General features: G+C 36.0%; 25 protein-coding genes. 12 read left to right on the top strand and 13 right to left on the bottom strand.

What is annotated here, in order from left to right; genetic code table 11:
* Positions 1-657 (top strand): carbonate dehydratase, encoded by a 657-nt coding sequence (can, locus tag OQX63_RS15165; protein WP_265851695.1) that lies wholly within the window; start codon positions 1-3, stop codon positions 655-657.
* Between the two features lie 195 nt (positions 658-852).
* Here the strand turns inward: can and pruA are convergent, their stop codons facing one another.
* The 6 genes from pruA to OQX63_RS15135 form a co-directional block, all read right to left on the bottom strand.
* Positions 853-2,487, bottom strand: a complete 1,635-nt coding sequence (gene pruA, locus OQX63_RS15160; RefSeq protein ID WP_265851694.1) for an L-glutamate gamma-semialdehyde dehydrogenase — start codon at positions 2,485-2,487, stop codon at positions 853-855.
* A 184-nt stretch (positions 2,488-2,671) separates the two neighbouring features.
* The gene (locus OQX63_RS15155; protein ID WP_265851693.1) at positions 2,672-3,397 is read right to left on the bottom strand and encodes a LytR/AlgR family response regulator transcription factor; all 726 of its coding nucleotides are present in this window, start codon (positions 3,395-3,397) and stop codon (positions 2,672-2,674) included.
* Entirely contained in the window at positions 3,394-4,521 is a 1,128-nt protein-coding gene (locus OQX63_RS15150) for a sensor histidine kinase (protein WP_265851692.1), read from the bottom strand. Before OQX63_RS15150 ends, OQX63_RS15155 begins: the two co-directional genes overlap by 4 nt.
* A complete protein-coding gene (locus OQX63_RS15145; RefSeq protein ID WP_265851691.1) occupies positions 4,521-5,855 on the bottom strand; it encodes a S41 family peptidase in 1,335 nt (444 codons plus the stop codon). The genes OQX63_RS15150 and OQX63_RS15145 overlap by 1 nt, the downstream gene beginning before the upstream one ends.
* Positions 5,856-6,014: 159 nt before the next feature.
* Positions 6,015-6,194: a hypothetical protein gene (locus OQX63_RS15140; RefSeq protein ID WP_265851690.1), complete on the bottom strand. Its 180-nt coding sequence runs from the start codon at positions 6,192-6,194 to the stop codon at positions 6,015-6,017.
* Between the two features lie 131 nt (positions 6,195-6,325).
* Positions 6,326-7,747, bottom strand: coding sequence for a S41 family peptidase (locus OQX63_RS15135; protein ID WP_265851689.1), 1,422 nt, complete (start codon positions 7,745-7,747; stop codon positions 6,326-6,328).
* 286 nt (positions 7,748-8,033) lie between these two features.
* Between OQX63_RS15135 and OQX63_RS15130 the strand changes: the two genes are divergently transcribed.
* The 11 genes from OQX63_RS15130 (at position 8,034) to OQX63_RS15080 (ending at position 16,716) form a co-directional block, all read left to right on the top strand.
* Positions 8,034-8,207 (top strand): class IIb bacteriocin, lactobin A/cerein 7B family, encoded by a 174-nt coding sequence (locus tag OQX63_RS15130; protein ID WP_265851688.1) that lies wholly within the window; start codon positions 8,034-8,036, stop codon positions 8,205-8,207.
* Between the two features lie 10 nt (positions 8,208-8,217).
* Positions 8,218-8,394 carry a hypothetical protein gene (locus OQX63_RS15125; protein ID WP_265851687.1) on the top strand — a complete coding sequence of 59 codons (177 nt, stop codon included), beginning with the start codon at positions 8,218-8,220 and terminating at the stop codon, positions 8,392-8,394.
* A 1,017-nt stretch (positions 8,395-9,411) separates the two neighbouring features.
* Positions 9,412-10,572, top strand: a complete 1,161-nt coding sequence (locus OQX63_RS15120) for an HlyD family secretion protein (RefSeq protein WP_265851686.1) — start codon at positions 9,412-9,414, stop codon at positions 10,570-10,572.
* An 84-nt stretch (positions 10,573-10,656) separates the two neighbouring features.
* Complete coding sequence (locus OQX63_RS15115) at positions 10,657-12,867, top strand: peptidase domain-containing ABC transporter (RefSeq protein ID WP_265851685.1); 2,211 nt, start codon at positions 10,657-10,659, stop codon at positions 12,865-12,867.
* A 46-nt stretch (positions 12,868-12,913) separates the two neighbouring features.
* Complete coding sequence (locus tag OQX63_RS15110; protein ID WP_265851684.1) at positions 12,914-13,222, top strand: hypothetical protein; 309 nt, start codon at positions 12,914-12,916, stop codon at positions 13,220-13,222.
* A 90-nt stretch (positions 13,223-13,312) separates the two neighbouring features.
* The gene (locus OQX63_RS15105; RefSeq protein ID WP_265851683.1) at positions 13,313-13,462 is read left to right on the top strand and encodes a class IIb bacteriocin, lactobin A/cerein 7B family; all 150 of its coding nucleotides are present in this window, start codon (positions 13,313-13,315) and stop codon (positions 13,460-13,462) included.
* 58 nt (positions 13,463-13,520) lie between these two features.
* A complete protein-coding gene (locus tag OQX63_RS15100; RefSeq protein WP_265851682.1) occupies positions 13,521-13,718 on the top strand; it encodes a hypothetical protein in 198 nt (65 codons plus the stop codon).
* A 56-nt stretch (positions 13,719-13,774) separates the two neighbouring features.
* Complete coding sequence (locus OQX63_RS15095; protein ID WP_265851681.1) at positions 13,775-14,956, top strand: hypothetical protein; 1,182 nt, start codon at positions 13,775-13,777, stop codon at positions 14,954-14,956.
* A 182-nt stretch (positions 14,957-15,138) separates the two neighbouring features.
* Positions 15,139-15,318 carry a hypothetical protein gene (locus OQX63_RS15090; protein WP_265851680.1) on the top strand — a complete coding sequence of 60 codons (180 nt, stop codon included), beginning with the start codon at positions 15,139-15,141 and terminating at the stop codon, positions 15,316-15,318.
* 63 nt (positions 15,319-15,381) lie between these two features.
* Positions 15,382-15,564, top strand: a complete 183-nt coding sequence (locus tag OQX63_RS15085) for a hypothetical protein (RefSeq protein WP_265851679.1) — start codon at positions 15,382-15,384, stop codon at positions 15,562-15,564.
* Between the two features lie 60 nt (positions 15,565-15,624).
* Positions 15,625-16,716 carry a hypothetical protein gene (locus OQX63_RS15080; protein ID WP_265851678.1) on the top strand — a complete coding sequence of 364 codons (1,092 nt, stop codon included), beginning with the start codon at positions 15,625-15,627 and terminating at the stop codon, positions 16,714-16,716.
* A 199-nt stretch (positions 16,717-16,915) separates the two neighbouring features.
* Here OQX63_RS15080 and OQX63_RS15075 read toward each other — a convergent pair whose 3' ends face one another.
* Genes OQX63_RS15075 through OQX63_RS15045 form a run of 7 tightly spaced genes read right to left on the bottom strand, consistent with a single transcriptional unit; the run spans position 16,916 to position 22,258 of the window.
* Complete coding sequence (locus tag OQX63_RS15075) at positions 16,916-17,380, bottom strand: 4'-phosphopantetheinyl transferase superfamily protein (protein ID WP_265851677.1); 465 nt, start codon at positions 17,378-17,380, stop codon at positions 16,916-16,918.
* Positions 17,370-17,630, bottom strand: coding sequence for an acyl carrier protein (locus OQX63_RS15070; protein ID WP_265851676.1), 261 nt, complete (start codon positions 17,628-17,630; stop codon positions 17,370-17,372). Before OQX63_RS15070 ends, OQX63_RS15075 begins: the two co-directional genes overlap by 11 nt.
* Positions 17,623-18,900 carry a beta-ketoacyl-[acyl-carrier-protein] synthase family protein gene (locus OQX63_RS15065; protein ID WP_265851675.1) on the bottom strand — a complete coding sequence of 426 codons (1,278 nt, stop codon included), beginning with the start codon at positions 18,898-18,900 and terminating at the stop codon, positions 17,623-17,625. Before OQX63_RS15065 ends, OQX63_RS15070 begins: the two co-directional genes overlap by 8 nt.
* Positions 18,890-19,339, bottom strand: coding sequence for a 3-hydroxyacyl-ACP dehydratase FabZ family protein (locus OQX63_RS15060; protein ID WP_265851674.1), 450 nt, complete (start codon positions 19,337-19,339; stop codon positions 18,890-18,892). Before OQX63_RS15060 ends, OQX63_RS15065 begins: the two co-directional genes overlap by 11 nt.
* 25 nt (positions 19,340-19,364) lie before the next feature.
* A complete protein-coding gene (locus OQX63_RS15055; RefSeq protein ID WP_265851673.1) occupies positions 19,365-20,417 on the bottom strand; it encodes a type III polyketide synthase in 1,053 nt (350 codons plus the stop codon).
* Positions 20,414-21,127, bottom strand: a complete 714-nt coding sequence (locus OQX63_RS15050; protein WP_265851672.1) for a methyltransferase domain-containing protein — start codon at positions 21,125-21,127, stop codon at positions 20,414-20,416. Before OQX63_RS15050 ends, OQX63_RS15055 begins: the two co-directional genes overlap by 4 nt.
* Positions 21,128-22,258: an NAD(P)/FAD-dependent oxidoreductase gene (locus OQX63_RS15045; RefSeq protein ID WP_265851671.1), complete on the bottom strand. Its 1,131-nt coding sequence runs from the start codon at positions 22,256-22,258 to the stop codon at positions 21,128-21,130. It lies immediately after the preceding gene.
* Positions 22,259-22,442: the final 184 nt, after the last annotated feature.

The raw sequence follows: 22,442 nt of genomic DNA, 5'->3' as shown, positions 1-22,442 counted from the left end.
ATGTGCGCAAAAACAATAGAAACGAAAGATATTACATACGATACCTTGTTACAAGGCAATAAAGACTGGGTTAAAGATACGATTAATAGCGATCCCGAATTTTTCGATAAATTGTCGGCAGGTCAAAGTCCGCCAGTATTATGGATCGGCTGCTCTGATAGCCGCGTGCCTGCAAACCAGATTACAAATACCAAACCGGGTGATATTTTTGTACATAGAAATATTGCCAATGTGGTTGTGCATACGGATATGAATTTACTTTCAGTACTGGATTATTCTATTAATGTATTAAAAGTTAAACACGTTATCGTTTGTGGCCATTACGGCTGCGGTGGTGTAAAAGCTGCACTTGGCAATAAACAGGTTGGAATTATTGATAACTGGTTGAGAAATATCCGCGATGTATATCGTACGCACGAACGTGAAATGGCCACAATCGAAGATCCTGATCAGCGATTTGACCGTTTAGTGGAATTAAATGCCATTGAGGGGGCTGCCAATGTAACCAATACATCAATTGTACAGAGTGCCTGGGCAAATGGTCAGGAACTGGCCGTACATGCGTGGGTTTATAGTTTAAAAACAGGAATTATTAAAGACCTGAATGTAACCTGTACCTGTGGTGATGATGTTGCTCCTGCTTTCCAGGTGGGATAAATACACCATTATTAAGCCATTTTTTTAGTTGTTAGGAAAAGCCTGGGATTTATTCCGGGCTTTTATTTTTGTGGTATATTTTCTGGCTCAGCCCTATTGCTTTTGGTAGATATTTTTGCTTCTCAAAAACCCTTTTTAAAAAACAAAACCCCCGGAGCATTTTCCGGAGGTTTCGATATATAGTTTATTACTGTATTAATCTTCTGCCAGGAACGGATAACGGTAATCCGTTGGCGATTCGAAAACTTCTTTAATGGTACGTGGAGAAACCCAACGTAATAAATTGATCATTGAACCTGCTTTATCATTTGTACCCGAGCCTCTGGCGCCACCAAATGGTTGTTGACCTACAACAGCACCAGTACATTTATCGTTGATATAGAAGTTACCCGCTGAATTACGTAGCGCATGGCTTGCTTTCTCAATGGCGTATCTGTCTTGTGCAATTAAAGCACCTGTTAACGCATAAGGAGATGTGGTATCAATTACTTCTAAAATCTGGTCGAAATCCTGATCTGCGTAAACATAAACAGATAAAACAGGGCCGAACAATTCTTCGCACATGGTTGTATATTTCGGATCATCAACCACCAATATCGTTGGTTCGATGAAATAACCCTTACTCTTATCGTAGTTACCACCAGCGATAATTTCTACACCCTGATCTTGTTTCGCCTGATCGATATATTTTGCTAATTTATCAAAAGAACGCTCATCGATAACGGCATTAATAAAATTGCTAAAATCTTCTGTTCCGCCCATTTTAAAACTGGCAAGATCAGTTAACATCTGTTCTTTAATTTCTGGCCAAAGGCTCTCTGCTATGTAAACGCGACTAGCCGCCGAACATTTTTGTCCCTGGTATTCGAAAGCACCACGAACAATTGCTGTACTGGCTGCTTTTGTTTGTGCAGATGGGTGAACCAGGATAAAATCTTTACCACCGGTTTCGCCAACAATACGCGGGTACGATTTGTATTTATGAATGTTTGTTCCAATGGTTTTCCAGATTTCCTGAAAAACTTTTGTGGAGCCTGTAAAGTGGATACCTGCAAAATCAGGGTGATTAAAAACCACTTCTCCTGTTTCAGGACCATCAGCATAAACCAAATTAATTACGCCATCAGGTACACCTGCTTCACGGAAAATTTCCATTAAAAGGTTTGCGGCGTAAACTTGTGTATCAGCAGGTTTCCAAACCACAACATTACCCATCATTGCAGCAGATGCTGGTAAATTTGCAGCAATTGCCGTAAAGTTGAATGGCGTAAGCGCAAAAACAAAACCTTCTAATGGGCGTTGTTCAACACGGTTCCAGCTTCCACGTGGAGAAACAGGAGGTTGTTGTTTGTAAATATCTACCATGTAGCTTACGTTAAAACGTAAGAAATCAATCAGCTCACATGCGGCATCAATTTCAGCCTGATAGGCATTTTTGCTTTGCCCCAGCATGGTTGCAGCATTTAATTTATAACGGTATTTACCTGCAATCAGGTCGGCAGCTTTTAAGAAAATAGCCGCACGGTGTTCCCAGGCCAGGTTTTCCCAATCTTCTTTTGCTGCTAAAGCAGCATCAATAGCCTGTGTAATATGGGTTTTATCGCCAATGCTAAATTGTGCCAAAATATGTTGGTGATCGTGTGGTGGAACAACTTTCCCTTTTTTGTTGGTATGAACTTGCTTGCCACCAATGTACATCGGAATGTCTTGTTGGTGTGAGCGGGCTTCTGCAAGTGCTTCTTTCAAAAGCGCACGTTCTTTACTGCCAGGGCCATAATTTAATATAGGTTCGTTTACCGGAGTGGGTACGTTAAAAAATCCTTTAAGCATGTTTTATTTTTTATGATTTGCACAAAGATAATGCTTTTTGGGGTAGGCCATTCCATTATTCTGTAAAGAAAACAGCGTAAACTTGCTACTGCGTAAGGGAATGATAATACAAGTTAATTGTAGGCTTGTTATGGTTAAAATTTGGCTATTTAGATGATGCATTAATGTGTGTTCTGTTGCTGATTTAAAGCAGCAGTTTCTGTTTCATCATATCAAGGAAATCTTTTCGGTAAGTTTCTCCTATCAGTATTTCTGCTGAAACACCCTTTAGGATAATGCGGTTTCCATCTATAGAAGTGATTTTATCAAGTGCCACTATAAAAGACTTTTGTACCCTGATGAATTTGGCTTTGGGCAGCCTTTCTTCCACATCTTTCATGGTAAGCAGCGCAAGTGTTCTAATCCCATTATGATGAAAGGCAATGTAATTTTTCATGCCTTCAACAAAATCTATTTCAGCAATATTAATCTTAAGCATCTTACCTTTGGCCTCTGTTTTAACCATAAAATAATCATCATGCTGCTGGTTAGCCGGAATATTGGCTTTTTTAGCGTTGATTATCTTTTGAGCCTTGTTTATGGCTTGTAAAAAACGGGGCAGTGGGATAGGTTTAACTAAATAATCAACTACATCTAGATCGAAGCCCTCGGTCGCAAATTCCTTATATGCAGTAGTAAGGATCACCTGCACATCCCTGTTTTTCATGGTTTGAATAAATTCGATACCTGATATTTCGGGCATGTGGATATCTAAAAAAATGAGATCGGCCGGGTTGCTGTTTAAAAAGCTTAATGCATCAATCGGATTGATAAATGTTGCTGCAATCTGTATAGCCGTAACTGATTTTAGATAATGTTGTATTACTTCAATGGCATGCTCTTCGTCATCAACAATAATGCAGTTAATCATGAGGTATAAGGTTGGGGATTAATTTTTGGTAGTTGGAAATGTTGTAAAAAGTCTAAATTATCCGTCGATTTTGGTTTTTCCTGATGATCCATAACCTTATTGTAAGGGATCGTTAATTCAAGACTATAATCGGTTTCGGTTTCGTTAATGGTTAGTATTATTCCTTTTTTATAATGGTTGGAAAGTCTTTTTTTGATGTTTTCCATACCTATACCACTCGAAAGTTCCTTAGGTCCGTTTTTCTTTTTATTCCAGGTGCTGAGCTGGATGTTATGGTTTATCTGATCAATACTTAAGGTTATTTTAACAGGGTGTGTGTGTTCTGTACAGTTGCCATGTTTTAAGATATTCTCTACAATGGTAATCAAGATTAAGGGGATCAGCCGTACACTATCGGTGTTTCCATTCACATTAAAATCAATCTGTAACTTGTTGTTGAAACGAAGTTGATTAATTTTAATTACATTTTTAATGTGCTCAATTTCTTCATCTATTAAGGTCATCCGATCATCTTTATCTATTTCTAGGGAATAGCGCATGATTTGACTAAGTGTCATGATGCCATTGGCCAGTTCTTCTGATAAAGGTAAAGACTTTGCAAAAAAGAAATTGAGTGTATTATTTAAAAAGTGAGGATTAATCTGTGCGCGGAGAAAAGCATATTCTGCTTCATGTTTTTCTTTTTCGATGAGGCGGAGTTTTTTTTGATATTTTATACCTTCTCTAGCATAATAATAACCAAAAGCTAATGTCGAATATCTAATAAAAACCCAAAATGTGCCCATTAAATGCCGCCAAAAAACAAATTGGGGTGTTGGACCTCCATTGGCCCTAATCAGCGGTCTGATATGAAAACCCGTTACATACCAGTTTAAGGAAGAAAAAGCATATACTAAAATAAGCCCGGCTATAAGTGGTAGGATTTTAACTGGGGTAGCATACTTCGAGTATACCAAAAGACTCAAATAAAAAGTGCATATGTTAGGGAATTGCGTAAAAATAAAATCTGGGAGGCTGAAAAAGTAATTTTTGGGATCTCCAGCGAATTCCATTAAACTGCTTAACGACATATAAACCAGCCAAAAAATAACATGGTATATAAATATATTTTTTTTCTTTGACATTATTTTTCTTTATAATTTCTGACAAATTTTAACCAATCAGTTTCATTAGCGGATATTGCTACGTCAGGTTTAATCCCAATATTATCTAAAGGATAATGGGGTAAACGATTAGATCTGACCGCAGAATAGCCTATTGTATAAAAACTACAAGGCATTTTTGTATGTACAACTTCAAGATAATCTATAGCGCCTGAAGAATTGGTTCCAAAAATCTTTACTTTAGAACTTTGTTTTGCTTCTAAAAGAAAAAGTTCAGCAGCGCTGGCTGTGTTGCGGTTAATTAAAATGGAAACAGTCTTTGGATAATGTAATTTCTTAGATAAAACAATCGTGTCAACAGGGTATAGGTTATAAATTTCACCAACGTGAGCTTTTAATAGATTTAGATTTTTATTGAATATTGTTTTCATGCTGTCCGAAACATTCGTCGGGATATCAGAATAATAATCACGTATGTTGTCTGGTGTTGCAAGTACACTGCCACCTTCTGTAAAAATTGGATTAGTATATATATAAGGTATCAATTTCCGGTAAACCAATATAGAACCTCCAAAATTATTACGAAGATCAATTATCAGATGATCACTTTTTTGTAGAATACTGGCGTTTTCTTTGATTAAACTGTCAAGCTTCATAACATAATCTAATGAAGCATAGGTAGGCATTTCGAATAAACAAGTTTTATTATCTAAAACTTTAAAGCTTGGTGGAAGGTCTTTATCTGTACCCTTATTTGATAATTGTGATATATTAACTGAGCTTTTATACCACTTGGCATTTATTCCTTCGCCCATGGTTAAAGTATCTCCAGTTTTATTAAAAGGTAGGGGGGTAATTGAGTGGTCACTTGCCCTGAAGTAATCTAAAAAGTATTGATTATCGGTTTTCGTAATCCTTAATTTGATTTGTTGTTCAACCCATCTGGCTCCATCGGCTTTAATGATAAAACCAATAAAGCTTTTGGTATTGTTTTTATCTCTAACTATTCCAATCTGATAAATACCGGTATAACTATTCCATATACCCTCGATTTGATCAATAGAATTTGAAGTTAGATAAGAATTAAAAGAGCTTTTTAACCAATCTGTTTTTTCTTCATTTGAATAATATTTTCTGATTTCATCTTTGCTGAAATTAGAATCACTATAGGTAATACTAAGATGTTTATCTTTAAAATAGGAAATCCATTCTCTAAAAATGGGTAAGCATTGATAATTCCCCGCATTGTTTGCTACCTTTTGAAGACTATCTGTGAGCCGTGTGAATTTTTCTTGATTTGAAGAATTAATTTTGTCGTTATAACCAATATAATTTTTCTGGATTTTTTCCACCATAAACTTAAAATTCTCTCCACAATTGCAATTTTGTGCATTCGACGAAAAACTTATAATCAGAAGAATTATTAAAGGAAAGTTTTTTAGATAATGGGGCATTTTATTTTATTCTTGTTAATATCGATAAAGATTAATAGTTTGAGAGGTTAATTTAAACTTTTAATCACCTATTGTTACTAAGGTTTTTTGTTCTGCGCAACCTTGATTTGTAGATATATCTCCTCCGTCCACTGTTGTACCACCTCCATAAATTCTCCTCATTTGCTCTTTCGTTAAATGAGTCATGTTGTTTCGTTTAAAGATAAAAACAGTCTTTTTTTCTAATTTTTTGTTTTTCATGATTGTAATATTAGATGGTTAAATAAATGTGTTTAAAAGTGTTATTTTTGAATGCACTTATCAAAAAATATACACCAAATGGTCTTTTGTCTGTATCAAACCAATAGATTGTCTAGTTTAAATAGTGATCGTTATTTAGTTTTATACTTCTTTACAAAATCAATCCAATCTGTAACACTATCTTCGATTTTTACCTGAGGTGTTATCCCTATGTTATCAAGAGGACGTTTTATAGCGTGAAAAGATTTTGCTACAGGATAAACTAGCGTGAAAACTTTACAAGGTGGGTGTATAATTACCATCTCGCCATAATCTACACAACCTGAAGAATTTTGCCCAAATAGAGTTACTTTTTTGCTCTGCTCAGCTCTTAAAAGAAACAGTTCTCCACTACTTGCCGTGTTTCCATTCATTAAAATAGAAATGCGAGAGGGATTTTTTAAAACTTTTGAGCGCTTTATTGTACTTTCTTTATAAAGTTCATATAATTCACCTACATGTGCCCTTAACTTTTTATTGTTCCGTTTCATGGTTCTTTTCGAAGCTGCCGTTGCATAGGGGTAATCCTTTTCATAACAATCACGAATATTGTCATCTGTGGCTAATACTATACCACCATCAACATGGATAGGATTGGTATATAGATAAGGGATTATTTTTTCAAAACAACCTGTTGTTCCTCCAGAATTATCACGGACATCAATAATAAGATGTTTAGTATTAGCTAAGTTATCTTTATTTCTCTCGATTAAACTATCTATTCTTGTTTTATACTTTGAATTGAAAGAAGGAAGTGAAATGAGAGTTGTTTGATCATCTAATTTTTTTAAACTGGACATTAAATCAGGCTCAGTATATACTGCAGGAGGGATAGTTTTCGCTTTTCTTTCGCCTTTTACCCATTTTCCTAAAAAACCAAAATCTAGTACGTCATTCTGTTTAATTAAAGCTGGGTAATTAACCGAATGATCGCCCGCGCTGTAGTAAATAGTTTTATACTGATTATTATTCTTCCCGATTTTAAATTTTACTTGTTGTGGCATCCACCGTACACTATCTGCTTTTATCACAAAACCAATAAATTCAATATTTTTTTTGGTGTTATCTTTAACAATTCCAATTTCATACATCCCATAATTCCAGATTCCTTCTATACTATCTAATGTTGTCTTATCTTGCTTTAAATAAGATCTAAAGGTGTTTTCAGTCCAGCTTGTTTTCTCTTCATTCGCAAAAAATATCCTTACTGAATCTGCATTAAGTTTACCAAAATCCATACCGAAATCGATGTGTTTGTCTTTGAAAAAATCTAACCACTCGCGGCATAAGCTTAAACATTTATATGGATTGGCCTGATTGGCTACCTGTTGTAAACTATCTGTGAATTTTTTAAACTGCTGGCTATTTGTAGGTGTTACTTTATCGGTATAGCCAACATAATTTTTTGTTATTCTGTTGGTAAGATAACTAAAGTTATCACCACAGTTGCAGTTTTGGGCTTGTAAATTGTAAAATGGAAATAAGAGCAGTAAATAGAAGATAGTTTTTTTCATGCTTACAATTATAGTCGATATTTATACTTAAAGGGCAAACTATTTTAAAATACATGTTAGTCTTATCTCATGTATAGCTTAATGTAATATCTAATTGGTGTCGATTTAATTCAATATTGAAATATTTCTAATGTTATTTCTCTTTTTTGTCCTTATAAAAGGGCTTTTAGCGTATCTTTTTTCTGAGTCGAATTTTAAAATTAGATACTTGTTTCATGTTAGGCCAACATAGGCGGAACCTGAAAAGCCTTTAAAGAGTAAGAAACAAAAATTTAAATTAAACGAAATGAAAAAATTAGAATTATCAAATTTTGGTGTTCAGGAATTGGATGCTAAAGAAATACAAGAAAAAAACGGAGGAGTTGTTGAAATCATTTTTGCCGTATTTGGTGGTCTTGGCGCTGTATATGGTACAGGATATGCAATAGGAAGAGTAGCAAAAATGATTAACCAACTTTAAAATAAAAATTATGAAAACTGAAAATAATAATTTAACTGAACTTTCTTTAGAAGAACAAATATTAATCGAAGGTGGTTTTTGGAAAGAATTAGCAATGGGAGTTGCTGCAACAACACCAATGGGCTTAGTTGTCCTATCAAATTTAGTATTTGTTGCTGGAGTTCGTGATGGCTATAACGCCGCTTAATTTGATTAAATAATTAGAAGTGACTAAGTAAAAAACAATTTAATTTCGCACTTTTATAGTAGAGAATGTCTTTGTTTTTCACTATTGTCACTTTTTAAAACAAAAAATATGAAAAAAAATCTCCCAATATATATATTCCTTGCATTTGCATTAATAGGAGGAGTTTATTTTGCTGGTTACTTCCTTGGAAAGGTTTCCTTCTTGATTTTTAACTGATCAATAATCACTTAAATTGATTGTATCAAACTATCTTTTAGACACGACGAATTCATAAAGATGAAAGTTTGTAAATCTAAAATGAATTCACAGCTTGTTTTTTTAATAGAAAGGATAAAATTTATGGAAAATGAATTAATCAAGAGAAATGAAAATTTAATCAATACCATTTTTATACTTTTGCTTTTATTTATATTCCTTTATGATAATAGAGTCGAGTTTTTAAATGGTATGCTTGCGGGAATAAACGATTTTGTCAAGTAATCAGTTACTTAATAACAGATAGAGTAGTATTATCTCTGTTCAAAAGGATCTGAATTAAACGAAGGTATTTAACCTATGAAATATTTGGTACTAACGTACGTAGATATTTTGTAGGTTTTTTTATTGGAAATTCCTCCACTTCCAATTATTTAACTAAACTATTTGATCCTTAACCTTCTTAGCATAACTTTTTGCTCTTCGATTAAGAACTTTCTTCTCTTGTACCATTAATTGTGTCAATGTCTCGCTTTTTTCGTCCTTACGAAATACCTTTTGATGTATTTTTTTCTTAATGAATTCTAAAATCAGATACTTGTTTCATGTCAGGCCAACATATGCGGAACCTGAAAAGCCTTTAATGGGTAAGAATGATTGAAAAATTTATTTTAAATGAAAAGAATCGAATTAGAATCTCTTGATGTTATTGAACTAAGTAAACAAATAGTTTCATCCCTACAATATCCCCTTTCGTGTATCTTTTTTCCAGTATAATTTAATAATTACAAACTTGGCCCTTAACCAAGCCAATTGATGATTATGCCTTTAACAGAAGATGCCAATTTCGAAGATAACACCATTATTTTTTTACACCATACCAAGGTACGTACACAAATTATTTACTCGGCAACCATCCTATTTATTCTTGTGGCTTTTGCATCCTTACCCTTTATTTATACCACGGTAAGTGTTAAGGGCAATGGTTCGCTGCAGAGTAATATCGAAAAAACAGAGTTGCTGGCGCCAGTTGGGGGGAAAATTACGCTGATTAACTTAACCGATAATAAAAAAATAAAAAAAGGACAACTCCTTTTAAATATCGACCCAACTATACCCGAAACACAAAACGTGATTTTGAATAATCGCGCTGGTGAATTAAAAGATTTGTTAAATGATGCGCTCCTCCTCTTAAAACAGGCTGATTTAAGCAGTGCAGGGCAACCTGCATTGCAAACAGGCCTGTATTCAGCAAGCTGGCAGCAATACACAGAGCAAACTCAAAATGCATTAAATGCCCGAGAACAAGCCTATAAAATTTATAAGAGGTACGAAATACTGTACAGTAAGAAAGTAGTTACCCAAGCAGAGTATGAACAATATAAATTTAATTACGACCAGGCGCTTTCTGATTTTAATTTGGTAGCTAAAAAGTATAAAACGCAGTGGCAAACAGAATCTAATCAATACAGAAAAGAATTAAAAGATCTCGATAGTCAGAAAATCCAGCTTACCGAGCAGGAGAAATTATATCATTTAAATGCAGGAGTATCAGGAACGGTGCAAAATTTATCTGGCTTGCAATTGGGTTCTTTCATTTCGGCTAATCAAAAAATTGGAGAAATATCGCCTGATAGTGCTTTGCTGGCCATTTGTTATGTTAAACCTGCTGATATCGGTTTAATTAAAGCTGGTCAAACCGTAAGGTTTCAGATTGATGCTTTTAACTATAACCAATGGGGATTGCTTGCTGGTATAGTAGCGGATATTTCAGACGATATCATATTGATTAATCAAAATCCTTATTTTAAAGTGAAGTGCAAATTGGACAAGGATTATCTGAAGTTAAAAAATGGTTATAAAGGGCAGGTGAAAAAGGGGATGACCTTTAATGCGCATTTTACCATTGCAAAACGGAACCTGTATCAATTGCTTTATGATAAAGTTGATGATTGGTTAAACCCGTCAAATGGTGTAGGGTAAAAAGTTTAGGGCTGTAGCCTAAAGGCCAAAGCAGAAAATTTTTAAACTCATATCTCCAGTTTCATATCTCACATCTCCCTCCTAATGTCTAAACTAATTAAACAACGCGATATTACCGATTGTGGCGCTGCCTGTTTGGCTTCTATAGCTGCATTTTATAAGTTAAAGATGCCTGTTGCGCGCATCCGTCAATTGGCCAGCACCGACCAAAAAGGAACCAATGTTTTAGGTTTGATAGAAGCCGCAAATAAATTGGGTTTTGAAGCAAAAGGAGTAAAGGGCAATTTAGATAGTCTTTCTAAAATTCCATTGCCAGCCATTGCGCATGTGGTGGTAAAGAAGCAATTGCAACATTATGTAGTTATTTATAAAGTAACCGATAAATATATTGAGGTAATGGATCCGGGTGATGGAAAAATGCACCGTAAAACCATTGCCGAATTTATAGCAGAATGGACAGGTGTACTGGTTTTATTATTGCCCGATGAAGATTTTAGCCAGGGTAATGAAAAGGTTGATGTAAAAAGCCGTTTCTGGCACCTGATTAAGCCGCATAAAAGTATTGTAATACAGGCACTTTTTGGTGCCTTAATTTATACCATACTGGGACTATCTACCTCGGTCTTTGTTCAAAAAATAACTGACCATGTTTTGGTAGAAGGCAATCGGAACCTGCTTAATTTAATGAGTTTGATGATGGTTGTCATTTTAGCATTGCAGCTGTTTATCGGTACTGTTAAAACTATTTTTACCATCCGTACAGGCCAGCAGATAGATGCCCGGTTAATATTAGGTTACTACAAACACCTCTTAAAATTACCTCAACAGTTTTTTGATACCATGCGGGTAGGCGAAATTATTTCGAGGGTAAATGATGCGGTAAAAATAAGGGCTTTTATAAATGATGTTTCCATTAACCTGGTGGTAAACGGTTTTATCGTGGTATTTTCGTTTGTTTTGATGTTCAGTTATTACTGGAAACTCGCTTTAATGATGCTCGCCGTTATTCCGCTTTATCTTTTAGTTTATTACATCAGCAATAAATTGAATAAAAAGATGCAGCGTAAACTGATGGAAGAGTCTGCAGAACTCGAATCGCAATTGGTAGAGAGTTTAAATAATGTAGCCACAATTAAAAGATTTGGACTGGAAAGATTTACCAATGAAAAAACTGAAACTCATTTTATTGGTCTACTCAGAACAATCTATAAATCAGGGTTAAACGCTGTTTTCTCCGGAACATCAACCGAGGTTATAGCCCGTATGCTTACCATTATTTTGCTTTGGGTAGGTGCAGGGTATGTTTTAGACGGAGAAATTACCCCAGGCGAATTGTTCTCTTTCTATACACTAATCGGCTATTTTACCGGTCCCGCTACTTCATTAATCGGGGCTAATAAATCTATCCAGGATGCCATGATCGCCTCCGATCGTTTGTTCGAAATTATGGATCTGGAAATTGAACAAAATTCGTCGAGCGTTTACCTTACAAAAGAACTAATGGGCGATATCAGATTTGAACACGTAGCTTTTAGGTACGGCAGTCGCGTAAATGTGTTTGAAGATTTAAACCTAAATATTAAGTCAGGGAGTTTTACTGCCATTGTAGGGGAAAGCGGATCTGGCAAGTCTACTTTAATGTCTTTGCTTCAAAATATTTATCCTATACAATCAGGGAATATTTTTATCGGTAATCATGCGCTGAAGTATTTGAACAATGCCTCTTTAAGAAATTTGTTGAGCGTTGTGCCGCAAAAAATAGATCTGTTTGCAGGAAATGTAATCGAAAATATTGCTATTGGTGATTATGAACCAAATATGCAACAGATTATAAGCATTTGCACACAATTGGGCATTATAGATTTTATTGAAGCTTTGCCAGAAGGATTTCAGACTTATTTAGGCGAAAACGGAGCCTCTTTATCGGGCGGACAAAAACAGCGGATTGCCATTGCCCGCGCTTTATATCGTAATCCTGAAATCTTGATCCTTGATGAAGCTACTTCTTCTTTGGATTCAGCTTCTGAACAGTATGTACAACGCACGATAGATTTGTTGCGTGCACAAAAGAAAACAATTATCATCATTGCCCATCGCTTGCCTACAATTAGAAAAGCAGATCAGATTATCGTATTAGATAAAGGTAAAGTTGTTGAAGAAGGAAGCCATACTGAAATGATGATTGTAAATGGGCACTACGCGAATTTATGGAAACAGCAGTTTGGAGAAGACGATCTGCTGGATTTCATAAACCCTTCAATATCATCAATTAATAGCAATATAGTGCCTCAATAATTTATCTTATACATAAAATAATATTTTAAATCATCGCAATCTCACTATGAAATTATTAGAATACATTGACCGGATCAGGATCATACACAAACTGATAAGGGAGAGCCGTACCGGAACGCCCGAAAATTTAGCACGGAGATTATCAATATCCACTTCGAGATTATATGTGGTACTGGATGAGTTAAAGCTGATGGGGGCACCTATAGAATATTCGCGGCAATTGCAGACCTATTATTATACTCAGGCATTTGATGTAAATATCAGGGCCGATTTTACGGTTTTAAAACCGCAGGAACTGATGGCCATAAATGCCGGATTTTATTTTCAGCATCATTGTCCGCTACTTTTTTTGTAGAGCGGGCGAGCGTAATTTAGAGCTGTTGCAACAAAAGGCGTAAACCGAAAAGCCTTAAAGAGTAGGTAATTTTTAAAACGAATTAAAATTATGAAAAATTTAAATTTAGAAAGTATTGGTGTTCAGGAAATGGATGCAAAAGAAATGACTGATGTAAAAGGAGGTTTTTGGCCCCTGATTATTGCAGGTATAATTGCTTTAGCTGCGCTTGTGGCTTCAAAAGATGTTTGGGTTGATTAACCCATCAACTAAACAAAAAAAGATTAAAAACTTAAATATTATCTTAATAAACTATATTATGAAACTAATTGATTATTCAGTAACCGAACTTAATAAAAATGAAATGGTAACCATCGAAGGTGGTAGTTGGTTATCAAGAAGATGGGATGAAATTAAAGCCTTTTTATCTGATCTTGGAGAAGAAATTCTGGAAGGAATTGCAGGTGGAACGGTGTCTGGTCCAGGTGGTTCGGGACCGATTTTTCCGCAAAATTAATTAATAAAATGATAAAGGATAAGTCATCTAACTTATCCTTTATTTAATTGTGTAAAATGTACGATCGAAAGTATAACATTATCATATTTTTTCTTTTCTTGTTTATTAACGTTAAAGCTCAGGAACAGCGCATTGCAGCAATTGTAAGCGATTCGAAAGGAAAAGGGATTCCTTATGCATCAATTTATGGTAATCATAACCTCCTTGCCATTTCAGAACCCGATGGTAAATTTATCATCAGCATAGCTAAAAATGAACTTATCGATACACTTTATATCAGCTCTATAGGTTATGTCTCAACTTCTGTTCCATTAACCAAAAATTTACAACAAATTACCTTAAAAGAAAGCGATCAGATATTGGAAGAAGTTTCGGTAAAAGCATTAAATTTTACCGATCAGTTACTGCAGGATTGTTTGAATAATGGTATCGATACTACGGCAGTATCAGGCACACTTTTATGCAGGCAATATTTAAAGTTAGATGGTCTTTATAAGCGTTTTTCAGAAGGAGTATTCAATTACCATATTGATGGTAAACCGACTAAAAAAGTAATTCTTGATCTTTTAAATGCCCGAACACTGGATAACCTTGAGGTTAAAAATCAAGGTTTAGGGAAAATGAAATACGGTATAAATATCAGGGTCGCCATACAACAACCTTTTTTATTATTTAGGCGAAACATAATGGATAAGGTATATCATTTTAACCTGATTGGCAAGAGTAAAATTGATGGAGTAAACTGTTATAAAATTATTTTCAGTTTTGATAAAAAGGTCGACGTGCCTAAAAATACCAGGTTTTTTATAGGAGGGGGGACCATGTATATTACATGCGATTCACACCTGTTAAAATCGTTGGACAGAAATTTAATTTCGCCAGATTTAAAAAAACGCTGGTTTACAAAAGAACTTTATGAGGTTGGAAAAGTAAAATCGCATTTAAACTATATCGAACTTACTAGTGAGATCATTACCGGTTCGAATGCGAAAAGGAAGCCAATGGGAGGATTAAGTATTCAATTTAAATCAGTTCCAGATGTTAAACCTATTGATGTCTTTAGCGATGATAAGGAGAGTCAGGATTTGTCCAATCATGTAAAAGCTTATAATATTCATTTTTGGAAGGAATATTATACTTTGTTCGGGGCTCATTTTCCAGCTGATGTTCTTCAGGCCTTTTCAAAAATCGGAGAACTTGACCCTCAGTTTGGACAAGCTGCTGATTTTAAGAAATAGAACTATTCCGCAGAAGGCTAATTCGCAAAACATCCTGATTACTAAAATAAATTATTTAATAAATAGTGTTCACTCTTTTTTTTGTAGAGTGAACAAAAGTAATTTAGAGGTGTTGCAACAAAAAGGCGTGATACCGAAAAGCCTTTAACGAGTAGGTAAATTTTAAATAAAAAATCTAAGTTATGCAGAAATTAAAATTGGAAAATTTCAATGTGCAGGAGATGGATAGCACCGAAATGTCGCTGGTTGATGGTGGAAGCTGGATCGGTAGGGCCTGGAATTCGATAAAAGAGTTTGTTTTAGATGTTGTACACGATGTTGTTACTGATCTGGTAGGAGCCGACCCCACTTCAAACTTATAAACCATTTAAAAAATATTAAACCTTACGGTCTAAAAACAGGCCTAAACCAATTAAAGTTATATTATGAAAAATTTAAAAAAATACGAAGTTGAGGAATTATCTTTAACAGAAATGAAATCTATTGAAGGTGGAAGCTGGTTCAGCAGGGCATTTGAGGCTATTGGCGATGCTTTAGATGATGCTTATCATTGGGTACAAGATAATCTCGGCATTACCTTGGGTTCGGATGGAGCACACGGGAAATAATTAAACCGGAAGAGCAGGTTATTTATCCTGCTCTTCCTATTTTGCTTTGACAAAAACCTTATGTTTAAAAATATTTGTAACGCTAAGAATATCTTTTTAGCGATTTTGCTTTTTCTGTCCGGGACACGGATAAATGCTCAGTCCTTTTTCCTTAAAGGCCATGTTTTTGATGGTAAAGATCCTTTAATCGGTGCTTCCATTTTAATTTCTAATAAACACGTAGGTAATAGTGATGCATCAGGTTATTTTGAGGCCAGTGCTAAATTGGGCGATACACTGAAAATTAGCTTTCCTTTTTATCAAGTTGCAACGGTTATTTTAACTGATACGCTAGAGCAAAAGATAAATTTAGCTGCAAAGACGTTTCAGTTGGATGATGTTCAGGTCAATTTTAACAAAAGAAAAACCATTGATTCTCTTTTAAATGGGGCCTTCTCTCGATTAAGTTCAAATGCAATTGAAGCAAAAGTATTTTTAAGGCAATCTGTGTTACAAAACAATGAAAAAATTCGGTTGTTAAATGAGGGTCTGTTAAGTTTTGCTTGTCCTGATTTAAAAGAGCTTGTTGCGACAGGCAGCAGTAAAAAAGTAAAATTAAATGTTGAATATAGTTGTAATCTGATTCATGACAACATTGGTCCGAGGATAACGTACGGTAGTAACCCTCAGATTAAATTACGTTTAGGGCTATTGCCGGAACATTTCTATGAGCTTGTAAAACTTAATATTACTGAAGAAAGTATTAGGTCGGATAGTGTGAATACAATTATTCAGGTTAAGGGAAATCTGGCTCTTAACGAAATAGTTGAAGTGTCATACGTATGGATTTTGGATAAAGAAACGAACGATTTAAAACAAAGTCAGTATTATGAGCAATATGTAAAGAAAAAGTTTTTTTTCTATTATGATTATCGTTACCAGGATCATGAACTTTATTCTGCATTAACAAGTGCCAAACAGGTTATTGGCAGGAATTCCTACTCAACTAATGATGAAATTTTTATTTTTAAGCAATTAGGTAACCATACAGATAAGTGGAATTTTGATGCGAATAAATGCGGATTGGAAAAATATGTAGTGCAGAAGGGGAACTGTGATGAGTTGAAAGATTTTAAAAGCAAACATCAGATATCGGCACGTAGTTTCTTTTAGTTTGACAAATTAATCATCGTTTCGAATTGGTTACAGCTATTAAGTAGTTTTAGTTAATCGATTCGTCATGCTGTCCCGAAACTTCAGGATCAGTATTTTTAGCATGAAAGACCCTAAAAATTCAGGATGACAACTAGCTTAATCCAGAGCTGTCATAACGCCCATAAGAAGATTAATGATCTAACTTGGGTTAAACTGTTTAATACACCAAAGCCAGATACTGCCCATGATGACTCACACAACCTGGTTTAGTGCTTTTGTAATCATCGGGGTGATCTGGTAATTCGTAAATAGCTACTTTAATTTCTTCCAATTTGCCGTATACAGGCGCAGCTATGGTATGTATAAAAGCTGTTTGCAAATTGCTTTTCGTAAAATATATAACATCCTGAATATTCACCTCACCATAGGTTTGCTTGTTATTTGAATGGATCGAACATTTTAAACTTTTTGGTGCAAAATCCCGGAGGCCCGTTTTACGATTATGGATTTTATAGGCCGATTCTTTCATGCTCCATAACAGCCATACCATTTCATCAGGTTTTTTTGCTGAGGTAATAAGCAATTGTTCTTCAACGGTAAAAATCTTATCAAGGTAATTTTTGCGTCTCCAGTTACTTTGGATTTTGGCCAGATTTAGGTCAACGATGTCGTTACCCAGCATGCGCTTCCAGTTTTTGAGCTATAATTTCGGTTGTAGCTTTTACCGTGAGCATTTTAGCCATTGAATCGTTGTCTATTTCGATATTGAATTTTTCTTCAACATCCAGGACAATATCAACCAGGTTGGCCGAATTTATTTTTAAATCATTTATAAAATCGGTGTTTTCATCTATATGCGCCAAGGCAGTTACCTCTTCACTATAAGGTTCAATAATTGTTTTCAGGACTTCGATAATCTCTTCTTTATTCATGGGGATACTTTTTAAAAATAATACAGGCATTAATATCGCCAAAACCAAAACTGGCTTTTGCTAAAATATTGACTGGTTGATGAATTACTGTTTGCGGAATGCATTTCGAATCAATTAAAGCGGTAATCTCAGGATTTAAGTCTTCGCAATTAATATTGGGAAATATAAAACCCTCCGAAAGCTCCAATACCGAAGCCACGCATTCTATACTCCCTGAAGCTGCGATACAATGACCAATCATGCCTTTTACAGAGTTGATATAGGGGAAATTATCATTAGATAATTCTAAGGCTGTTTTCCAATTTTCTATTTCGAGTGCATCTTTGGTCGTTGCGGTAAGGTGGCCGTTAATCACATCGATTTCATGTGGTTGAATACCCGCGTTTTTTAGTGCAGCCTGGATACAGCGTTGTACGGCAGTAGGGTTTGGTGCAGTCATCGTACCTAAACCCCGTTGACCACCAGAATTGACATGACCGCCACATACTTCAGCATAAATTTTAGCTTTTCTAGCCAATGCGCTTTCAAGCGATTCTAATACCAAAGCACCTGCGCCACTTCCGGGTACGAAACCACTAGCGGTGGCACTCATTGGCCGGCTACCTTTTTCAGGGGCATGGTTGTGCTTAAAAGTGCAAACCTTCATGGCATCAAAGCCTCCCCAGATATAAGGACCACTATCGCTGGTACTCCCGGCCAACATTCTGGTAGCCTGCCCAGTTTTAATTCTTTCGTATGCCAGTAATATACTTTCAGCTCCTGTTGCGCAGGCAGAAGAATTGGTGCTTACCTGGTTGCCTAAGCCAAGTTTACCACTAATGAAGGCGCTTACGCCACTGGCCATGGTTTGTATCACAACTGAACTGCCCAGTTTTTTAATTTCGAGCGCATCTATTTTGTTAATTGCCCATCTAAATTTATCAATACCAGAAGTGCCCGTTCCGAAAATGGTGCCACTATCCCAGTCGGGTTCGTCATTATTATCTACGTTTAAACCTGCATCCTGCCAGGCATCTAAACCCGCAATAACACCATATAAAATTCCTGTACTGTTTAGATTCCGTAATTCAAGTGGTGTAAAATATTGGCTGATCCGCTCTTCGCTGAGCAGTGGCTTGCCTGCTATCTGGCAGGAGAAATTTAAGGCTTCCAGATCGGGCTGATGGCGGATGCCCGAAATTCCTTTTTTTATGGCATCCGAAAACTCATTAATGGTAGTGCCATTGGGTGCACAAATACCCAAGCCTGTAATGACCACTCTATTCTCCATTTTCTTTTGAAATTAACATGCCAGAAATATTTCCTTTGCAAACCACTTCTCCAGCTGCATTTTCCATTTTCACTTTGCAACTGAGTTTATTAAACCTAAAATACACTTTCTCGCTGGTAACTGTTACTTGCTCCCCTGGACCAACTGGTTTTAAAAAATCAACTGTGTTTGAAGTCATGGCCAGGGATATATTTTGATCAGTTTTAATATTTCTTAGCAGGTAGATGCCCAAACAAACCAATCCGATCTGCGCCATGGTTTCAGTAAGGATTACTGCTGGGGTAAGTGGATAGTTTTTAAAATGTCCTTCGTAAAAAGGTAAATCTTTAAGATAGGTATAAGTACCCTTTGCTCCATTTTCATCAACGTGGAGTAACTCATCAACAAAAAGAAAAGATTTGCCATAAGGCAATTGATCTAATATTTCTTGTGTGGTCATGAGTGGATTATCTAATGAATAAGTGTTACCATTGTAAAAGTATGCGTTGTGCTGAAAACCCTGGTCCGAAGCTTAACATTAGTCCTTTTTCTCCAGGCATGGGTTTCTTATCCATCATCCGCTCCAAAACATAAAGAACCGTTGCACTGCTCATATTCCCATAAAGTCTTAATACTTCTTTGGTATCGTTTATGTTTTTGCCGAGCTGCCCAAACAATTCCTCAACAGTTTGGATGATTTTTTTTCCTCCCGGATGGAAGATCAAATGATCTATATCGTTAATTTCGAGTCCGTTTTTCTTCAGAAATGGATGGATGATATCAGGAAAATGATTGGCAATGGTTTCCGGAACGGCCACATCCAATACCATTTGCAGTCCCGTGTTGGTAAGTTTAAACCCCATCATCTCTTCTGCATCATAAAAATGGTACATTTCTTCGGCCAAAATCTCAGGTCCGGTATCTGCGCTATCCGAGCTTAATAATACACAAGCAGCACCATCGCCAAATATGGCCGCGCTCACGATATTGGCCATAGAAAAGTCGTTTAATTGAAAGGTTGCTGTGGGCGATTCTACCGCAATAACTGCTGCGCGTTTGCCTGGGTTAGCTTTCAGAAAATTCTTGGCGTAAATCATACCCGATACACCAGCCGCGCAACCCATTTCGGTTACGGGTAAACGAATAATATCCTGACGGAGTTTGAGCAGATTGATCAGATAGGCATCCAAAGAAGGGATCATAATTCCCGTGCAGCTTACGGTAATAATGTAATCTAAATCCTGCGCCTGCCAGTTGGCTTTTTCGAGTGCTGTTTCCAAACATTTGGCACCCAGTCTTATGCCTTCGCGCACATAAATATTGTTTCGTTCCTCAAAGTTTAAATCACTAAAGACATCTTCTGGCGACATGATCGAGTATCTTTTATCTACCGCGGCACCCTCAAAAATCTTTTTTACCTTTCTGATAAAACGATCATCCTGGTCTTTTAGCCAAATATCTAAAAATGGCAAAATGTCTTCAGTTGACCGCCAAAACTCTGGTAAGGCTTTACTTACTGCTTTTATGGTTACGCTCATGTTGTTTTAATTATCCATTGGTAGCGGAAAGCCCATTTCCATTTTATTGAACTTGATTTTACGCCTAATTGTTTGGTGTATTTAAGTAAGTCTGCCCTTTTAAATCCACGTAAAATGGAGATTAATCCATCTTCTCTCGACATATCATTTAACCTAAAAGCATAACACAGCGCTTTAAACAGGTAATACGCTATTGCACTTCGTTGCAGGTCGTTTATTACAATGCCCATTGTTGCCGATCTTTTAAAATTGTTTAACAGATCAATAATTTCTTCATCTTTAAAATGATGGAGCGTTAACGTGCACAGCATAATGTCGCAAGGTTCTTTTTTACTTAAATCATCAAAAATGTCAGTACAGGCATAAGTGATATTAGGGTAATTGGTTGATAAACTTTGCGCATGGTTTATGGTAAATTTATTTGCATCTATTCCTTTTAAAATAAAATGCAAACCTTGTTTTTCTGCATAATTGGCCAGGGTGCGTAACATATCTCCGTTTCCACAACCAATATCGGTAATACGTATAATCTGATCAGATGGTTTGCTGCCTATTAAATTTTTAACTCCTGCGAGTGTAACCTTGTTGCCGCCAAGGAGTTGGTTAATACTGGCTATTTTATCAAGTGCATCGCGCAATATTTCACCTTCCATGGCGAAATCATCCATAATTTCTGGGGCTGTGCTTCTAAATGTGGTATCTACTGGCATTTATGATGAAATTTTGATGGGATTGCCATGTGTTTGTTTAATTATTGTGTTTAAGAGAAACGGCATTTTTATCAATGTATTTATCGCTAAACTTTCAAATTTGGTGTTCCTCAGCAAAGCGGCTAACATTCTTCCCATTTTTAATCGGCTTCTAAATTCTCTGTTCCAGTTTGCCGTATAACTTTCTTCCAGTGCCTCACGAGCACTGATTTTGCCATTAATTCTTTGATGCAAAAGTTCTGAAGCAATTTTGGCAGCATGAATGGCCATGGCCATACCATTACCGCAAAGCGGATGAATTAGGCCGGCAGTATCGCCAACCATTAAAACATGATTATAAACAGGTTCTTTACGTTCAAAAGAAACCTGACTGATGGTTAACGGAGCATCAAATAAACTGGTGGCATTTTCGAAAATATCCTTTAGATACCTGTTTTTATACAGCACGTTTTCCTGGAAGGCGACTAAGTTTTTATGTTTTTTGAACCGCTCATAATTCGCTAGATAACAGATGTTCACCCGATCGTCTTCAACTTTTGAAATGCCACAATAACCGCCTTCAAAGTTGTGCAGGCTAACGAGATTATTCGGAAAGGTAGTCTGGTAATGTGCTTTAACGGCTAGATAAGGCGATTGCGTGCCCATAAAACCCCGGTTTAATTTCATATCAATTGACGATCTTTTCCCATATGCGCCAATCACGTAAGCAGCATTAAAATTATGGTTTGTAGTGGCTACTGTAAATTGGTTGTCGGCAAAATTTATGTCTACAACGCGATCATGAACAATGTTTACCTTTCTCCTGATTAGTTCATTGTACAAATAATGATCTAGCGTATATCTGCTTAAACCAAAACCACCCAGTGGCAATTTAGTCTGCATCCTTTCGCCAAGATTTGAAGTAAAAAGCAGTTCATTGATAGACGTTGGCGCCAGGCTTTCAATATCCAGATCCAGCCATTCTAAATAGGGATTTACCTCGTTCGAAATATATTCACCACACACTTTATGGTGGGGATAAGTATCTTTCTCGATCAATGTAACCACTAAACCCAACTTATTTAGATGAAGTGCAGCTGTTAAACCTGCCAATCCACCCCCAATAATTAAAATTTCTGTTTCGGCCTGCATAAAATAAGATGGAATGCTAATATAACGTTTTAATAAGGGCTTTGTTCCACCTTACATTTTTTAACCACAAAAAATCTGCCTGTGTTCGTTTCCAAACGAGTACAGAAAGTTTAATGATTGCGCCATAGTTTTAACCACAGAGGTTACTGAGAGATACACCGAGCTCACGGAGTTGGGCGTATAG

The sequence above is a fragment of the Pedobacter sp. PF22-3 genome (assembly GCF_026239555.1).
Lineage (GTDB): Bacteria > Bacteroidota > Bacteroidia > Sphingobacteriales > Sphingobacteriaceae > Pedobacter.
The sequence above is the reverse complement of the archived record's forward strand: the minus strand, read 5'-3'. Positions and strand labels throughout refer to the sequence as shown.